The organism is Neobacillus sp. KR4-4, from assembly GCF_042136325.1.
Classification (GTDB): domain Bacteria; phylum Bacillota; class Bacilli; order Bacillales; family Cytobacillaceae; genus Neobacillus.
The window spans coordinates 27,063-42,294 of the sequence record NZ_JBHHJU010000029.1; the positions used below are offsets into that span (position 1 = coordinate 27,063).

Sequence of the window (15,232 nt, forward strand, 5' to 3'; positions counted from 1 at the left end):
ATAAATTAGTTCCACATGTAAGTCTTACCCAACTCTCGGTCCTACATACTCCGTACAATAGAAAAGCGATATGCTTTCACATATTTTTGAATCAAAATGAAGAGATGGTCGAGAGCCGTTCGTACGGATTTACTTACGGTCATTAATGTAAGTCCCCAAGTAAATGCTCGATATCAGCGAATACCTTGTTAATATCCTGCTGTCCATCGATTGTACGAAGATATCCTTTAGTTTCATAAAAAGTTAATAATGGTTCTTGTTGTTTGATGTTTACGTCTAAACGATTTTGAACTGTTTCTTCATTATCATCCGCTCTTTGGTATAACTCACCGCCGCAACGATCGCATACACCCTCTTGTTTAGGAGGATTAAACTCTAAATGATACGTAGATCCACATTCTTTACAGATACGACGTCCAGTCAAACGCGCCATTAATAATTCTTTATCTACATTAATATTAATTACATAGTTGATTTTTTTATTTAAATCAACTAATAGATTTTCCAACGCATCTGCTTGAGGTACAGTTCTAGGGAAGCCATCTAAAAGGAATCCTTTTTGACAATCTTCCTTGCTTAATCGCTCACGAACAATGCCGATTGTTACTTCATCAGGAACAAGTTCGCCTTTATCCATGAATGATTTCGCTTGTAAACCTAGTTCTGTTCCTTCTTTCATCGCTGCACGGAACATATCGCCAGTAGAGATATGAGGGATGCCGTATTGCTCGACGATTCTTTCAGCTTGAGTACCTTTACCGGCACCTGGTAGCCCCATTAATACTAAATTCACACGTGTTCCCCCCTCGTGCTATAAATGGGTTTTAGGGAGCTATGGCCCCTAAAACCATTACTTAATAAATCCTTTATAATGACGTTTAACTAGTTGTGCTTCAAGTTGTTTCATCGTATCAAGTGCTACACCGACAACGATTAACAAACTTGTTCCGCCAATTTGCGCTGATTGCGGAAGGTTAGCTATTGAAATAAATAACATCGGCAATACCGCAATAACAGCAAGGAAGATCGCACCAACAAAAGTTAAACGATATAAGACACGCGTTAAGTATTCTTGCGTACTCTTTCCTGGTCGAATACCAGGAATATAGCCGCTTTGCTTTTGTAGGTTCTCCGCTGCTTGTTCAGGGTTAACTTGAATAAAAGCATAGAAATAAGTGAACGCGATAATTAATGCTGCATATAAAGTCATCCCGATTGGATGAGAATAGTCAAAGACCTTAGTAATCCAAAGAGTTACATCATTCGTTGGGAAGAATGACGCAACTGTTCTAGGCGTTACAATAAATGAAACGGCAAAGATAACAGGAATAACACCCGCAGCATTAACTTTTAATGGCATGTGAGTAGATTGTCCTCCAACTGGATTACGTCCAGCAACAACGCGCTTTGCATATTGAATAGGTATCTTACGATTTGCCTGTTGGATAAAGATAACACCAACTACGATAGCAACAACCGCAAGTGCGATTAGAATTACCGTAACAATACGTAAGAATAATGCTTCCCCAGCATTCTCAAATTGTTGAACATAAATTTGATTAATAGTGGATGGCATTCCAGCCACGATCCCGGCAAAGATGATAATAGAAATTCCATTACCAACACCTTTTTCGGTAATCTGTTCCCCTAACCACATTAAAAATGCTGTTCCAGCGGTTAATACAACCGCAATCAATAAATAAGTACCAATTCCAGGATTTTCAATCAACTGGCCGCTAGCTAAGTTATTAAAACCGTAGGACATTCCTAATGCCTGGATAAATCCAAGCACGATTGTAAAATAACGAGTAAATTGGGCAATCTTACGACGGCCTGATTCACCTTGCTTAGACCATTCTGTAAACTTCGGTACAACATCCATTTGAAGGAGTTGAATAATGATAGAGGCTGTAATGTACGGCATGATACCCATTGCAAAGATGGAGAATTGTTTTAATGCTCCACCGCCAAAAGTATTTAATATACCGAAAACACTGAGCTTATCTTGGTTTGCTAGAACATCAGCATTTACATTGGGTACTGGGATAAATGTACCTAATCGGAATACGACTAACATTAAAAGGGTGAATATGATCTTACGTCTTATCTCACCCACGCGCATAAAATTGGAGAATGTCTGGAACATTAGATCACCTCAGTGTTTCCACCAGCAGCTTCGATAGCTTCCTTAGCAGCAGAGGAGAATTTGTGAGCTTTTACAGTCAACTTTTTCTCTAGTGTCCCTTTTGCAAGAACCTTGATTCCCGCTTTTTCATTACTTACTACGCCTGATTCGATAAGAAGTTCTGGAGTAACTTCTGTACCTTCAACAAAGCGATTTAACGTATCAAGATTTACAATTGCATATTCCTTACGGCTGATGTTTGTAAATCCACGTTTTGGTAAACGACGGTATAAAGGTGTTTGACCACCTTCAAAACCTAGACGTACACCGCCACCAGAACGAGCATTTTGACCTTTGTGACCTTTACCAGCAGTTTTACCTTGACCAGATCCGATACCACGACCTAAACGCTTGCGCTCTTTACGAGAACCTTCAGCAGGTTTTAATTCATGAAGTTTCATATTGGCACCTCCTTATGAAAGAAAACAATTAATTATTGTTCTTTTACTGTAACAAGGTGAGCAACTTTGGTAATCATACCGCGAATAGCAGCGTTATCTGGGTGCTCAACTGTTTGATTTAATTTACGTAATCCAAGAGCTTTAACTGTTTCACGTTGATCGCCTGGACGGCCAATCAAACTGCGAGTGAGGGTAACTGATAGTTTATTTGCCATTTTATTTCCCCCCGTATCCTAACAGTTCTTCTACTGATTTACCACGTAGTTTTGCTACGTCTTCAGCACGTTTTAATTGTTTTAAACCGTCAATTGTAGCACGTACCATGTTAATTGGAGTGTTAGTTCCTAATGATTTAGAAAGAATGTCAGCAACTCCGCCTAATTCTAGTACGGCACGAACTGGTCCACCAGCGATAACTCCTGTACCTTCAGAAGCAGGTTTTAGAAGGATTTCGCCAGCACCAAAGCGTCCAATTACTTGGTGTGGAATAGACGTTCCAACCATTGGTACCTCGACTAAGTTTTTCTTTGCATCTTCGATGGCTTTACGAATAGCATCAGGTACTTCTTGAGCTTTACCAGTACCGAAACCAACGTGGCCGTTTTTATCGCCTACAACAACAAGGGCTGTAAAGCGGAAACGACGTCCACCTTTCACAACTTTCGCAACACGGTTAACCGTGACTACGCGTTCTTCTAGTTCAAGTTTGTTTGGATCAATACGACGCATCTTTTTGTGTCCCTCCTTTGTCTATTAGAATTGTAAGCCGTTTTCACGGGCAGCATCAGCTAATGCTTGAATACGTCCATGGTATAGGTATCCGCCACGGTCAAAGACAATAGAAGTGATACCTTTTTCTACAGCACGTTTAGCAACTAATTCTCCGACCTTTTGTGCAGCTTCAACGTTGTTTGTAGATTCTAAACCAAAGTCTTTATCTAAAGTAGAAGCACTTGCTAAAGTTACTCCGTTAATGTCATCAATTACTTGAGCATAAATATGTTTGTTAGAACGAAACACATTTAGACGTGGACGAGCAGAAGTACCGCTAAGTTTCGCACGAACACGAGCATGTCTTTTCTTGCGAGTAGCGTTTTTATCTTGCTTCGTAATCATTTACGTCACTCCTTTCGTTTACCTATGCGGCATTACTTACCGGTTTTACCCTCTTTACGACGAACAAATTCACCTTCGTAACGAATTCCTTTGCCTTTATACGGCTCTGGAGGACGAACTCCGCGAATATTCGCTGCTAATGCACCAACACGTTCTTTGTCAGTACCTTTGATAACGATTTTTGTGTTTGCAGGAACTTCGATTTCAAGTCCCTCTTCAGCTTCGATCTCAACTGGATGAGAGTATCCAACGTTTAATACAAGTTTGTTACCTTGCTTTTGAGCACGATATCCAACCCCGATTAACTCTAGGCCTCTAGAGAACCCAGTAGATACACCTTCAACCATGTTCGCAAGAACGGCACGAGTTGTACCATGTAATGCGCGGTGTTCTTTCACATCAGAAGGACGTGTGATTGTTACAAGATTCTCTTCCACACTGATAGTGATATCTGAGTGGAAAGTACGAGTAAGTTCACCTTTAGGTCCTTTAACTGTAACAGTGTTGTTATTTAAAGTTACTGTTACTCCTGCTGGAATAACAATTGGTTTTTTTCCTACGCGAGACATTTAGTGCACCTCCATTCATTCAAAAGCTCAATTACCAAACGTAAGCTAAAATTTCTCCGCCGATTTGTTTTGCACGAGCTTCTTTATCTGTAATAACACCTTGTGATGTTGATACTAATGCGATACCAAGACCGTTAAGAACGCGTGGTACCTCAGTTGATTTTGCGTAAACTCTAAGTCCAGGCTTGCTTATGCGCTTAAGACCAGTAATAACACGTTCGTTACTAGCACCGTATTTTAAGAAGATACGGATGATACCTTGTTTGTTGTCTTCAATAAATTCGACGTCACGTACGAAACCTTCGCGCTTTAAAATTTCAGCAATTTCTTTTTTCATATTAGAAGCAGGCACTTCTAACTTTTCGTGACGCACCATGTTCGCATTACGAATGCGAGTAAGCAAATCAGCAATTGGATCTGTCATGACCATTATTTTTACCTCCTTCCCAGACTTGGGTTTTACCAGCTAGCTTTTTTGACACCAGGAATTTGTCCTTTGTATGCTAATTCACGGAAACAAATACGGCAAAGCTTAAATTTACGATATACAGAGTGTGGACGACCACAACGTTCGCAGCGTGTATACTCTTGTACTTTGAATTTAGGCGTGCGTTGTTGTTTCGCAATCATTGACTTTTTAGCCACGTTTTCGCCTCCCTTATTTAAGGATTACTTTTGGAATGGCATTCCAAATTGAGTTAAAAGTTCACGAGATTCTTCATCAGTTTTTGCAGTTGTTACGATAACGATATCCATACCACGAACTTTGCTTACTTTATCGTAATCAATTTCAGGGAAGATTAATTGTTCTTTAACACCTAGAGTGTAGTTACCACGACCGTCGAATGCTTTTTTAGAAATACCACGGAAGTCACGTACACGAGGTAATGAAACGGAAACTAATTTATCCAAGAATTCGTACATGCGTTCACCGCGAAGAGTAACCTTAGCACCGATTGGCATACCTTCACGAAGACGGAAGCCAGCGATAGATTTTTTCGCACGTGTAACGACAGGTTTTTGACCTGTGATAGTTGAAAGTTCTTCAACTGCATTATCGAGTGCCTTTGCGTTTGCAACTGCGTCACCAACGCCCATATTCACAACGATTTTCTCAAGTTTAGGAACTTCCATAACTGATTTATAGTTGAACTTGCTCATAAGAGCAGGAGTAACTTCTTTTACAAATTTTTCTTTTAGGCGGTTCACTTATTGTACCTCCCTTCTAAATTTTAAACTATTTATCTAAAACTTCACCGGATTTTGCTACGCGTACTTTCTTGCCATCAACCGTTGTGGAACCTACACGAGTTGGGTTACCAGTTTTAGGATCGATAGGCATAACGTTTGATACATGGATAGGAGCCTCAAAGCTGATAATTCCGCCTTGTGGATTCACTTGAGAAGGTTTAGAGTGTTTTTTCACAATGTTTACACCTTCAACTAGTACACGGCTGTCTTTAGGATAAGCAGCTAGGATCACACCTGTTTTGCCTTTATCCTTGCCAGAAATAACTCTGACGTTATCACCTTTTTTTACATGCATCAGTAAGCACCTCCTTAAAGGCAATTAATTTTAAAATTATAATACTTCTGGAGCAAGAGAAACAATCTTCATAAAGTTGTTGTCGCGAAGTTCACGGGCAACAGGTCCGAAAATACGAGTTCCACGTGGGCTCTTATCATCTTTGATAATTACACATGCGTTTTCATCAAAACGAATGTATGAACCGTCTGGACGACGAGCACCGCTCTTTGTACGAACGATAACTGCTTTAACAACGTCACCTTTTTTAACAACGCCACCTGGTGTTGCTTGTTTTACTGTACAAACGATAACATCACCAATACCAGCAAATTTGCGACCTGAACCACCAAGAACTTTAATCGTTAGTACCTCACGTGCACCAGAGTTGTCAGCAACTTTTAAACGTGATTCTTGTTGAATCATGTGTGTAACCTCCCTTCGGAATGAAGCTTAATCCGAACAATTAAATAATAACTGCTTTTTCTACAACTTCAACTAAACGGAAACGCTTAGTAGCTGAAAGCGGACGAGTTTCCATAATACGAACTACATCGCCGATTTTTGCTTCGTTTTGCTCATCATGAGCTTTATACTTTTTAGAGTACTTAACGCGTTTACCATATAAAGGATGCTTTTTTTGAGTTTCAACAAGAACTGTTACGGTTTTATCCATCTTGTCAGAAACAACGCGTCCTGTGTAAACTTTACGTTGGTTACGTTCACTCATTGTGTGAACCTCCCTTCAATAATCACTTGTTAACGTTGATTTCTCTTTCACGAACAACTGTTTTCATACGAGCGATCGCTTTACGTACTTCACGTATGCGAGCAGTGTTTTCAAGTTGTCCTGTCGCCAATTGAAAGCGAAGGTTGAAAAGTTCTTCTTTTAAGGATTTTACTTTTTGTTCAATTTCAGCAGTGGTAAGGTCACGAAGTTCATTAGCTTTCATTTGATTCACCACCAATTTCTTCTCGTTTTACAAACTTACACTTAACAGGAAGTTTGTGCATTGCAAGTCGAAGTGCTTCACGAGCGATTTCTTCAGAAACGCCAGCGATTTCGAACATGATTTTTCCAGGCTTAACAACAGCTACCCAGCCTTCAGGTGCCCCTTTACCGGAACCCATCCGTACTTCTAGAGGTTTAGCAGTGTAAGGCTTGTGAGGGAAAATTTTAATCCAAACTTTACCGCCACGTTTCATGTAACGTGTCATCGCAATACGTGCTGCTTCGATTTGGCGGTTCGTAATCCATGAAGCTTCTAAAGCTTGCAGGCCGAATTCACCGAATGTCACTTCTGTACCGCCTTTTGCGTTACCACGCATGTTACCACGATGTTGACGGCGATATTTTACGCGTTTTGGCAATAACATATTATTTGCCTCCTTCCACAGATTTCTTCTTAGTAGGAAGGACTTCTCCCTTATAGATCCATACTTTTACGCCAAGCTTACCATAAGTAGTATCGGCTTCAGCAGTAGCATAGTCGATATCAGCGCGAAGTGTATGAAGTGGAACAGTTCCTTCGCTGTAATGTTCAGCACGAGCGATATCTGCACCGCCAAGACGACCAGATACTTGTGTTTTGATACCTTTTGAACCAGCGCGCATAGCACGTTGAATTGCTTGCTTTTGTGCACGACGGAAAGATACACGGTTTTCTAATTGACGAGCAATATTTTCAGCAACTAATTTCGCATCAACGTCAGCTCTCTTGATTTCAAGGATGTTGATGTGAACTCGTTTGCCAGTTAATTGATTTAATGCTTTACGAAGTGCTTCAACTTCAGTACCGCCTTTACCAATAACCATACCAGGCTTAGCAGTATGAACTGTTACATTCACACGGTTTGCCGCACGTTCGATTTCAACTTTAGAAACAGAAGCATCCTTCAAACGCTTCGTGATGTACTCACGAATTTTAAGGTCTTCGTGTAAAAGAGTAGCGAAGTCTTTACCTGCGTACCACTTAGATTCCCAATCTTTGATGATTCCGATACGCAAACCGACTGGATTTACTTTTTGACCCACAGATTATCCCTCCTTCTTTTCTGATAGAACGATTGTGATGTGGCTAGTGCGTTTGTTGATTTGGCTTGCACGGCCCATAGCGCGAGGACGGAAACGTTTTAAAGTTGGTCCTTCGTCAACAAATGCTTGTGCAACAACTAGATTATTAACGTCCATTTCATAGTTGTGCTCAGCGTTTGCCATAGCTGATTTTAATACTTTTTCTACGATTGGAGAAGCAGCCTTAGGAGTGAGATTTAAAATCGCCACAGCTTCACCAACTTGCTTACCTCGGATTAAATCAACGACTAAACGTGCTTTACGAGGAGCAATACGAACTGTTCTTGCAACAGCTTTAGCTTGCATTTGGATGCCCTCCTCTCTTAACGTCTTGTTTTCTTGTCATCATTACCATGGCCCTTGTAAGCACGAGTTGGAGCGAACTCTCCAAGCTTGTGTCCTACCATGTCTTCTGTAACATATACAGGCACATGTTTGCGACCATCATATACTGCGATAGTGTGGCCAATAAATTGTGGGAAGATTGTAGAACGGCGTGACCAAGTTTTAATAACTTGTTTGCTATCAGTCTCGTTCAACTTTTCTACCTTAACCATTAAATGATCATCAACAAATGGTCCTTTTTTTAAGCTGCGACCCATGAAGGAACCTCCCTTCGTGACTGTTCTACGGTTCTTTCTTTGAACCGTAGGAATATCACGTTATTTTTTACGACGACGTACGATAAATTTATCTGATTTGTTTTTCTTCTTACGAGTTTTGTATCCAAGAGTTGGTTTACCCCATGGAGACATTGGTGATTTACGTCCGATTGGTGAACGTCCTTCACCACCACCGTGTGGGTGATCGTTAGGGTTCATTACAGATCCACGAACTGTTGGACGTTTACCTAACCAACGAGAACGACCTGCTTTACCAATGTTGATTAATTCGTGTTGTTCATTACCTACTTGACCAACTGTAGCGCGGCATTCAGCAAGAATCATACGAACTTCACCAGAATTTAAACGTACTAATACGTATTTACCTTCTTTACCTAGTACTTGTGCGCTTGTTCCAGCAGAACGAACTAACTGGCCGCCTTTTCCTGGTTTTAATTCGATGTTGTGTACTACAGTACCAACAGGAATGTTTGCTAATGGAAGTGCGTTACCCACTTTAATATCTGCCTCTGGACCAGACATTACTTCCATGCCAACTACTAGATTTTTAGGAGCTAAGATATAACGCTTTTCTCCATCCACGTAATTGATTAATGCGATATTTGCAGAACGGTTTGGATCATACTCGATTGTAGCAACGCGTCCTGGAATGCCATCTTTGTTACGTTTAAAGTCAATTATACGATATTGACGTTTATGACCGCCACCTTGATGACGAACAGTTAACTTACCTTGGTTATTACGGCCGCCTTTTCTCTTAACTGGAGCTAAAAGAGATTTTTCTGGAGTACTAGTTGTGATTTCTGCGAAATCAGAAGTAGTCATTCCGCGACGACCATTGGAGGTAGGTTTGTACTTTTTAATCGCCATTTTATTTCCCTCCTCTTCTTGATAGGTTCTTATGCTTCAAAGAATTCGATTTCTTTGCTATCAGCAGTTAATTTTACAATTGCTTTACGACGTTTATTTGTGTAACCACCGAATTTTCCCATACGCTTGAATTTACCTTTGTAGTTCATGATGTTTACTTTCTCAACATCTACGCTAAAGATTTCTTCGATAGCATCTTTAACTTGTGTCTTGTTAGCTCTAACATCTACTTCAAAAGTATATTTTTTCTCAGCCATTAGGTCAGTAGAACGTTCAGTGATAACGGGGCGCTTAATGATATCGCGTGAATCCATTATGCAAGCACCTCCTCTACTTTTTCAACCGCTGCTTTAGTCATGATTAATTTCTCATGATTAACAACATCTAATACGTTAATTCCGTCAGCAGTTACTACTGTAACGCCAGGAATGTTGCGTGCAGATAATGCTACGTTTTCGTCAAGATCTGCTGTAACGATTAACGCTTTTTTCTCTACAGAAAGACCATTTAGAACAGTCTTGAATTCTTTTGTTTTCGGAGCATCGAAAGTTAATAAATCTAACACTAAGATGTTCTCTTCTAGTACTTTAGAAGAAAGTGCAGATTTGATTGCTAAACGACGAACCTTTTTCGGTAATTTGTAAGCGTAGCTGCGTGGTGTTGGACCGAATACAGTACCACCTCCGCGCCATTGTGGAGAACGGATAGACCCTTGACGAGCACGTCCAGTTCCTTTTTGACGCCATGGCTTACGACCACCGCCGCGTACTTCAGAACGAATTTTAGTTTTATGAGTTCCTTGACGTAATGAAGCTCTTTGCATAACAATTGCTTCAAATAATACGTGTTGGTTTGGCTCAATACCAAATACAGAATCATTAAGTTCGATATCTCCAACTTGAGATCCAGCTTGGTTTAATAATGCTACTTTAGGCATTCTTTGTTCCTCCTTTCTAAAAGGGTGACTATGCTTTAATTGCACCTTTGATTTTTAATAATGCTTTTTTAGCGCCTGGAACGTTACCTTTGATTAAAAGTAAGTTACGCTCTGTATCAACCTTAATGATTTCAAGGTTTTGTACAGTGATTTGTTCTCCACCCATACGTCCTGGTAATAATTTACCTTTGAAAACGCGGTTTGGAGCAACAGGTCCCATTGAACCTGGGCGACGGTGATAACGAGATCCGTGAGCCATTGGTCCGCGTGATTGTCCGTGGCGTTTAATTACACCTTGGAAACCTTTACCCTTTGAGATTCCTGTTACATCTACGATATCTCCAGCAGCGAAAATATCAACTTTGACTTCTTGACCAACTTCATAGCTTGCTAAGTCATCCCCGCGGAATTCGCGAACGAAGCGCTTAGGAGCAGTATTAGCTTTAGCAACATGCCCTTTTTCTGGTTTGTTAGCTAACTTTTCACGTTTGTCTTCAAAACCAACTTGAACTGCAACATAACCGTCGCTTTCAACTGATTTCTTTTGAAGTACTACGTTTGGAGCTACTTCAACTACAGTTACAGGAATTAAGTTACCATTACTAGCAAATACTTGAGTCATACCAATCTTTCTTCCTAAGATTCCTTTGGTCATTTAAGTCACACCTCCTAATATATTTGTGATTTATTTTGATTAAAGTTTAATTTCGATATCAACACCAGATGGTAAGTCTAAACGCATTAACGCATCAACAGTTTGTGGAGTTGGGTTAACGATGTCGATTAGACGCTTATGTGTCCGTTGTTCGAATTGCTCACGAGAATCTTTGTACTTATGAACCGCACGAAGGATTGTGTAAACAGTCTTTTCAGTTGGTAACGGAATTGGACCCGATACTGACGCACCTGAACGTTTTGCTGTTTCAACGATTTTTTCTGCAGATTGATCTAGGATTCTGTGATCATACGCTTTTAAACGGATACGGATTTTTTGTTTTGCCATTATTTTCCCTCCTTTATTCGCCTATTTTCTAAATAGACATTCTCAGTGAAAATTTCCCTCACACACTCGCCATGGCAAAGCGGCCGGGTGTGTCAGCAACCTTTCACATCATCGCAGTCAAAGACCAACATTGTCTATTATACATAAAACATAAAGCAAAAGCAACACAAATTGTGAAGTTTTTTTTATGTTTCTGTTTCGAACACTTTTCCTATTATAGCGGCTGATATTCACTTTTTCAACAGTTATTATTAATCTCCAGAAATATCCTAATTAGAGACGCTGCAAAGATTTGACTAAAACCCATTTATACAATTGTAATTAAGTCTGTCTATTTTTCTGAAAGTTCGTAAATTAAAGTTCTTTATTTAATAGAAGAAACTTGGATATTATATATTCCAATTTCAATTATCAAGCAACAAAAAAGCAGATGGATCGTCATCCATCTGCTTTCATATCTTTGATCATTATCGACTCAGCGCCATAGGAGCTGCAGTTTCAAATTACTCAGTGATTGTAGTGATTGAACCTGAACCTACTGTACGTCCACCTTCACGAATTGAGAACTTAGTTCCTTCTTCGATAGCGATTGGAGCGATAAGTTCAACAGTCATTTCAATGTGGTCCCCAGGCATTACCATTTCAGTACCTTCTGGTAACATACAAATACCAGTAATATCAGAAGTACGGAAATAGAATTGTGGACGGTAGTTAGAGAAGAATGGAGTATGACGTCCACCCTCTTCTTTTGACAATACGTAAACTTGTGCTTTGAACTTTGTGTGTGGAGTAATTGACTTTGGTTTAGCCAATACTTGACCACGTTCGATATCTTCACGAGCTACACCACGAAGAAGGGCACCAATGTTGTCTCCAGCTTCAGCGAAGTCAAGAAGTTTACGGAACATTTCTACTCCTGTTACAGTAGTAGATTTTGGCTCTTCAGTGAAACCAACGATTTCAACTACGTCACCAACTTTAACTACACCACGCTCAACACGTCCTGTAGCAACAGTTCCACGACCAGTGATTGAGAATACATCCTCAACTGGCATCATGAATGGCTTATCAGTGTCACGAGTTGGAGTTGGGATGAACTCATCAACAGCGCTCATAAGTTCGAAGATTTTTTCTTCCCAAGCAGCTTCGCCTTCTAAAGCTTTTAGAGCAGAACCTTTGATAACTGGAGTGTCATCGCCAGGGAAATCGTATTCAGTTAATAGATCACGAATTTCCATTTCTACTAATTCAAGAAGCTCTTCGTCGTCAACCATATCACACTTGTTCATGAATACAACAAGGTAAGGTACGCCTACCTGACGAGAAAGAAGGATGTGCTCACGAGTTTGTGGCATTGGGCCATCAGTTGCAGATACTACAAGGATACCGCCGTCCATTTGCGCAGCACCAGTAATCATGTTTTTAACATAGTCAGCGTGTCCTGGGCAGTCAACGTGTGCATAGTGACGGTTATCAGTTTCATACTCAACGTGTGCAGTAGAGATTGTGATACCACGTTCTTTTTCTTCTGGTGCACCATCGATTTGATCGTATGCACGAGCTTCTGCTTTACCAGATTTAGCAAGTACAGAAGTGATTGCAGCTGTTAAAGTTGTTTTACCATGGTCAACGTGTCCGATTGTACCAATGTTAACGTGTGGCTTTGAACGGTCGAATTTAGCTTTACCCATTAGGAAATCCTCCTCTAAATTAGAAAAATTTAATTATTATTATTTTATGTAAGCCGTGAGTAAGGTTGTCCCAAACCCACGACTTCCACTTCTTACATAGTAGTTATACTTTAACAAAGGATGAAAATCAATTATTCACCTTTATTTTTTTTGATGATTTCTTCAGAAACTGATTTTGGTACTTCCTCATAGTGGTCGAAGTGCATGGAGAATACTCCACGTCCTTGTGTACTTGAACGAAGTGCAGTCGCGTAACCAAACATTTCTGAAAGTGGAACCATTGAACGAACTACTTGTGCATTACCACGTGCTTCCATACCTTCAACACGTCCACGGCGAGCAGTGATTTGTCCCATGATATCACCAAGATATTCTTCTGGGATAACTACTTCTACTCTCATCATCGGTTCAAGGATAACAGGACTACACTTAGAAGCAGCATTTTTAAGTGCCATAGATGCGGCAATTTTAAACGCCATTTCAGAGGAGTCAACATCATGGTATGAACCATCAAATAGTCTTGCTTTAATATCAACTAGTGGATATCCAGCAAGAACACCGCGTTGTAATGCATCTTCAAGACCAGCTTGAACTGGAGCGATGTATTCACGAGGAACAACACCACCGACAATACCGTTTTCGAATTCGAATCCTTTACCTTCTTCGTTAGGAGAGAATTCGATCCAAACGTGTCCGTATTGTCCACGACCACCAGATTGACGTGCGAATTTACCTTCAACTTGTGCAGATGCACGGAAAGTTTCGCGGTACGCAACCTGAGGCGCACCTACATTAGCTTCAACTTTAAATTCACGACGCATACGGTCAACGATGATATCAAGGTGAAGTTCACCCATACCAGCGATGATAACCTGTCCAGTTTCCTGGTCAGTGTGTGCACGGAAAGTTGGATCTTCTTCTTGAAGCTTTTGTAGTGCAGTTGTCATCTTGTCTTGATCTGCTTTTGATTTTGGTTCAACTGAAAGTTGAATTACTGGTTCAGGGAATTGCATAGACTCTAAGATAACAAGGTTTTTCTCGTCACATAAAGTATCACCAGTAGTTGTATCTTTCAAACCTACAGCAGCAGCAATGTCACCAGCATAAACCTTTGAGATTTCTTGACGGCTGTTCGCATGCATTTGCAGGATACGTCCGATACGTTCACGCTTGCCTTTTGTTGAGTTTTGGACATATGATCCAGACTCTAGAGTACCAGAGTAAACGCGGAAGAACGTTAATTTACCAACATAAGGGTCAGTCATAACTTTAAATGCAAGAGCAGCAAACGGCTCTTCATCACTTGAATGACGCTCAATAACTTCATTCTCATCATCAATAGCGTGACCTTTGATTGCAGGTACATCTAATGGAGATGGAAGGTAGTCAATGACTGCATCAAGCATTAACTGAACACCTTTGTTTTTGAATGCTGATCCACAGATTACTGGATAGAATTCTACATTAACAGTACCTTTACGAATTGCTGCTTTAAGCTCTTCTTTAGAGATTTCTTCTCCACCAAGGTATTTTTCCATTAATTCTTCATCTAACTCAGCAACTGCTTCTACTAACTTTTCACGGTATTCTTCAGCTTGAGCCATGTATTCTTCTGGAATCTCACGAACTTCAATGTCAGTTCCTAAGTCATTTCCGTAAAATACTGCATTCATTTCCACTAGGTCAATGATTGCTTCAAACTGATCTTCAGCACCGATTGGTAATTGAATTGGATGTGCATTCGCTTGAAGACGGTCATGGATTGTTCCTACAGAATATAAGAAGTCAGCTCCAATTTTGTCCATCTTGTTTACGAATACAACACGCGGTACACCATAAGTTGTTGCTTGGCGCCATACAGTTTCAGTTTGAGGCTCAACACCAGATTGAGCATCAAGTACTGCTACTGCACCATCAAGTACACGTAATGAACGTTCAACTTCAACTGTGAAGTCTACGTGTCCTGGTGTATCAATGATGTTTACACGATGGCCATGCCATTGTGCAGTTGTTGCTGCGGAAGTAATTGTGATTCCGCGTTCTTGTTCTTGTTCCATCCAGTCCATCTGAGACGCACCTTCATGTGTTTCACCGATCTTATGGATACGGCCAGTGTAATAAAGAACACGCTCAGTGGTAGTCGTTTTACCGGCATCAATGTGAGCCATGATACCGATATTACGAGTATTTGCTAAGGAGAACTCTCTTGCCATTGGGTCTTTCTCCTTCCTAGTTTGA

25 protein-coding genes are annotated in these 15,232 nt (G+C 40.4%); all 25 read right to left on the bottom strand.

Features of this window, described 5'->3' with window-relative positions:
• Positions 1–142 precede the first annotated feature (142 nt).
• Positions 143–793: an adenylate kinase gene (locus ACE198_RS22855; RefSeq protein WP_098573651.1), complete on the bottom strand. Its 651-nt coding sequence runs from the start codon at positions 791–793 to the stop codon at positions 143–145.
• A 57-nt stretch (positions 794–850) separates the two neighbouring features.
• Positions 851–2,146: a preprotein translocase subunit SecY gene (secY, locus tag ACE198_RS22860; RefSeq protein WP_098573654.1), complete on the bottom strand. Its 1,296-nt coding sequence runs from the start codon at positions 2,144–2,146 to the stop codon at positions 851–853.
• Positions 2,146–2,586: a 50S ribosomal protein L15 gene (gene rplO, locus ACE198_RS22865; protein ID WP_098573656.1), complete on the bottom strand. Its 441-nt coding sequence runs from the start codon at positions 2,584–2,586 to the stop codon at positions 2,146–2,148. The genes secY and rplO overlap by 1 nt, the downstream gene beginning before the upstream one ends.
• A gap of 32 nt (positions 2,587–2,618) precedes the next feature.
• Positions 2,619–2,801 (bottom strand): 50S ribosomal protein L30, encoded by a 183-nt coding sequence (gene rpmD, locus ACE198_RS22870; protein WP_026565539.1) that lies wholly within the window; start codon positions 2,799–2,801, stop codon positions 2,619–2,621.
• Position 2,802: 1 nt separating this feature from the next.
• Complete coding sequence (gene rpsE, locus ACE198_RS22875) at positions 2,803–3,315, bottom strand: 30S ribosomal protein S5 (protein WP_098573658.1); 513 nt, start codon at positions 3,313–3,315, stop codon at positions 2,803–2,805.
• A gap of 24 nt (positions 3,316–3,339) precedes the next feature.
• Positions 3,340–3,702, bottom strand: a complete 363-nt coding sequence (rplR, locus tag ACE198_RS22880; protein ID WP_098573661.1) for a 50S ribosomal protein L18 — start codon at positions 3,700–3,702, stop codon at positions 3,340–3,342.
• 32 nt (positions 3,703–3,734) lie between these two features.
• Positions 3,735–4,271: a 50S ribosomal protein L6 gene (gene rplF, locus ACE198_RS22885; RefSeq protein ID WP_098573663.1), complete on the bottom strand. Its 537-nt coding sequence runs from the start codon at positions 4,269–4,271 to the stop codon at positions 3,735–3,737.
• A gap of 31 nt (positions 4,272–4,302) precedes the next feature.
• Positions 4,303–4,701: a 30S ribosomal protein S8 gene (gene rpsH / locus ACE198_RS22890; protein WP_098573665.1), complete on the bottom strand. Its 399-nt coding sequence runs from the start codon at positions 4,699–4,701 to the stop codon at positions 4,303–4,305.
• A gap of 29 nt (positions 4,702–4,730) precedes the next feature.
• The gene (gene rpsN / locus ACE198_RS22895) at positions 4,731–4,916 is read right to left on the bottom strand and encodes a 30S ribosomal protein S14 (protein ID WP_007085277.1); all 186 of its coding nucleotides are present in this window, start codon (positions 4,914–4,916) and stop codon (positions 4,731–4,733) included.
• Positions 4,917–4,940: 24 nt separating this feature from the next.
• Entirely contained in the window at positions 4,941–5,480 is a 540-nt protein-coding gene (rplE, locus tag ACE198_RS22900) for a 50S ribosomal protein L5 (protein ID WP_026565534.1), read from the bottom strand.
• A gap of 28 nt (positions 5,481–5,508) precedes the next feature.
• Positions 5,509–5,817, bottom strand: a complete 309-nt coding sequence (rplX, locus tag ACE198_RS22905) for a 50S ribosomal protein L24 (RefSeq protein WP_098573668.1) — start codon at positions 5,815–5,817, stop codon at positions 5,509–5,511.
• Between the two features lie 36 nt (positions 5,818–5,853).
• Positions 5,854–6,222, bottom strand: coding sequence for a 50S ribosomal protein L14 (rplN, locus tag ACE198_RS22910; protein ID WP_026565532.1), 369 nt, complete (start codon positions 6,220–6,222; stop codon positions 5,854–5,856).
• Between the two features lie 40 nt (positions 6,223–6,262).
• Positions 6,263–6,526: a 30S ribosomal protein S17 gene (gene rpsQ, locus ACE198_RS22915; RefSeq protein ID WP_088084990.1), complete on the bottom strand. Its 264-nt coding sequence runs from the start codon at positions 6,524–6,526 to the stop codon at positions 6,263–6,265.
• Positions 6,527–6,548: 22 nt separating this feature from the next.
• A complete protein-coding gene (rpmC, locus tag ACE198_RS22920) occupies positions 6,549–6,749 on the bottom strand; it encodes a 50S ribosomal protein L29 (protein WP_026565530.1) in 201 nt (66 codons plus the stop codon).
• Positions 6,739–7,173, bottom strand: a complete 435-nt coding sequence (gene rplP, locus ACE198_RS22925) for a 50S ribosomal protein L16 (protein ID WP_026565529.1) — start codon at positions 7,171–7,173, stop codon at positions 6,739–6,741. Before rplP ends, rpmC begins: the two co-directional genes overlap by 11 nt.
• Position 7,174: 1 nt before the next feature.
• Complete coding sequence (gene rpsC / locus ACE198_RS22930) at positions 7,175–7,831, bottom strand: 30S ribosomal protein S3 (RefSeq protein WP_098573671.1); 657 nt, start codon at positions 7,829–7,831, stop codon at positions 7,175–7,177.
• Between the two features lie 3 nt (positions 7,832–7,834).
• The gene (gene rplV, locus ACE198_RS22935; protein ID WP_042453964.1) at positions 7,835–8,176 is read right to left on the bottom strand and encodes a 50S ribosomal protein L22; all 342 of its coding nucleotides are present in this window, start codon (positions 8,174–8,176) and stop codon (positions 7,835–7,837) included.
• Positions 8,177–8,193: 17 nt separating this feature from the next.
• On the bottom strand, positions 8,194–8,472 hold the full coding sequence (gene rpsS, locus ACE198_RS22940; RefSeq protein ID WP_098573673.1) for a 30S ribosomal protein S19: 279 nt from the start codon (positions 8,470–8,472) through the stop codon (positions 8,194–8,196).
• Positions 8,473–8,532: 60 nt separating this feature from the next.
• On the bottom strand, positions 8,533–9,363 hold the full coding sequence (gene rplB, locus ACE198_RS22945; protein WP_098573676.1) for a 50S ribosomal protein L2: 831 nt from the start codon (positions 9,361–9,363) through the stop codon (positions 8,533–8,535).
• A gap of 29 nt (positions 9,364–9,392) precedes the next feature.
• On the bottom strand, positions 9,393–9,677 hold the full coding sequence (gene rplW / locus ACE198_RS22950; protein ID WP_098573679.1) for a 50S ribosomal protein L23: 285 nt from the start codon (positions 9,675–9,677) through the stop codon (positions 9,393–9,395).
• Positions 9,677–10,300: a 50S ribosomal protein L4 gene (rplD, locus tag ACE198_RS22955; protein WP_098573682.1), complete on the bottom strand. Its 624-nt coding sequence runs from the start codon at positions 10,298–10,300 to the stop codon at positions 9,677–9,679. Before rplD ends, rplW begins: the two co-directional genes overlap by 1 nt.
• Before the next feature lie 28 nt (positions 10,301–10,328).
• Complete coding sequence (rplC, locus tag ACE198_RS22960) at positions 10,329–10,955, bottom strand: 50S ribosomal protein L3 (protein ID WP_098573686.1); 627 nt, start codon at positions 10,953–10,955, stop codon at positions 10,329–10,331.
• 39 nt (positions 10,956–10,994) lie between these two features.
• Positions 10,995–11,303, bottom strand: a complete 309-nt coding sequence (gene rpsJ / locus ACE198_RS22965; RefSeq protein ID WP_075689935.1) for a 30S ribosomal protein S10 — start codon at positions 11,301–11,303, stop codon at positions 10,995–10,997.
• Between the two features lie 503 nt (positions 11,304–11,806).
• The gene (gene tuf / locus ACE198_RS22970; RefSeq protein WP_375377177.1) at positions 11,807–12,994 is read right to left on the bottom strand and encodes an elongation factor Tu; all 1,188 of its coding nucleotides are present in this window, start codon (positions 12,992–12,994) and stop codon (positions 11,807–11,809) included.
• Between the two features lie 131 nt (positions 12,995–13,125).
• Positions 13,126–15,207 carry an elongation factor G gene (gene fusA / locus ACE198_RS22975; RefSeq protein WP_098573691.1) on the bottom strand — a complete coding sequence of 694 codons (2,082 nt, stop codon included), beginning with the start codon at positions 15,205–15,207 and terminating at the stop codon, positions 13,126–13,128.
• Positions 15,208–15,232: the final 25 nt, after the last annotated feature.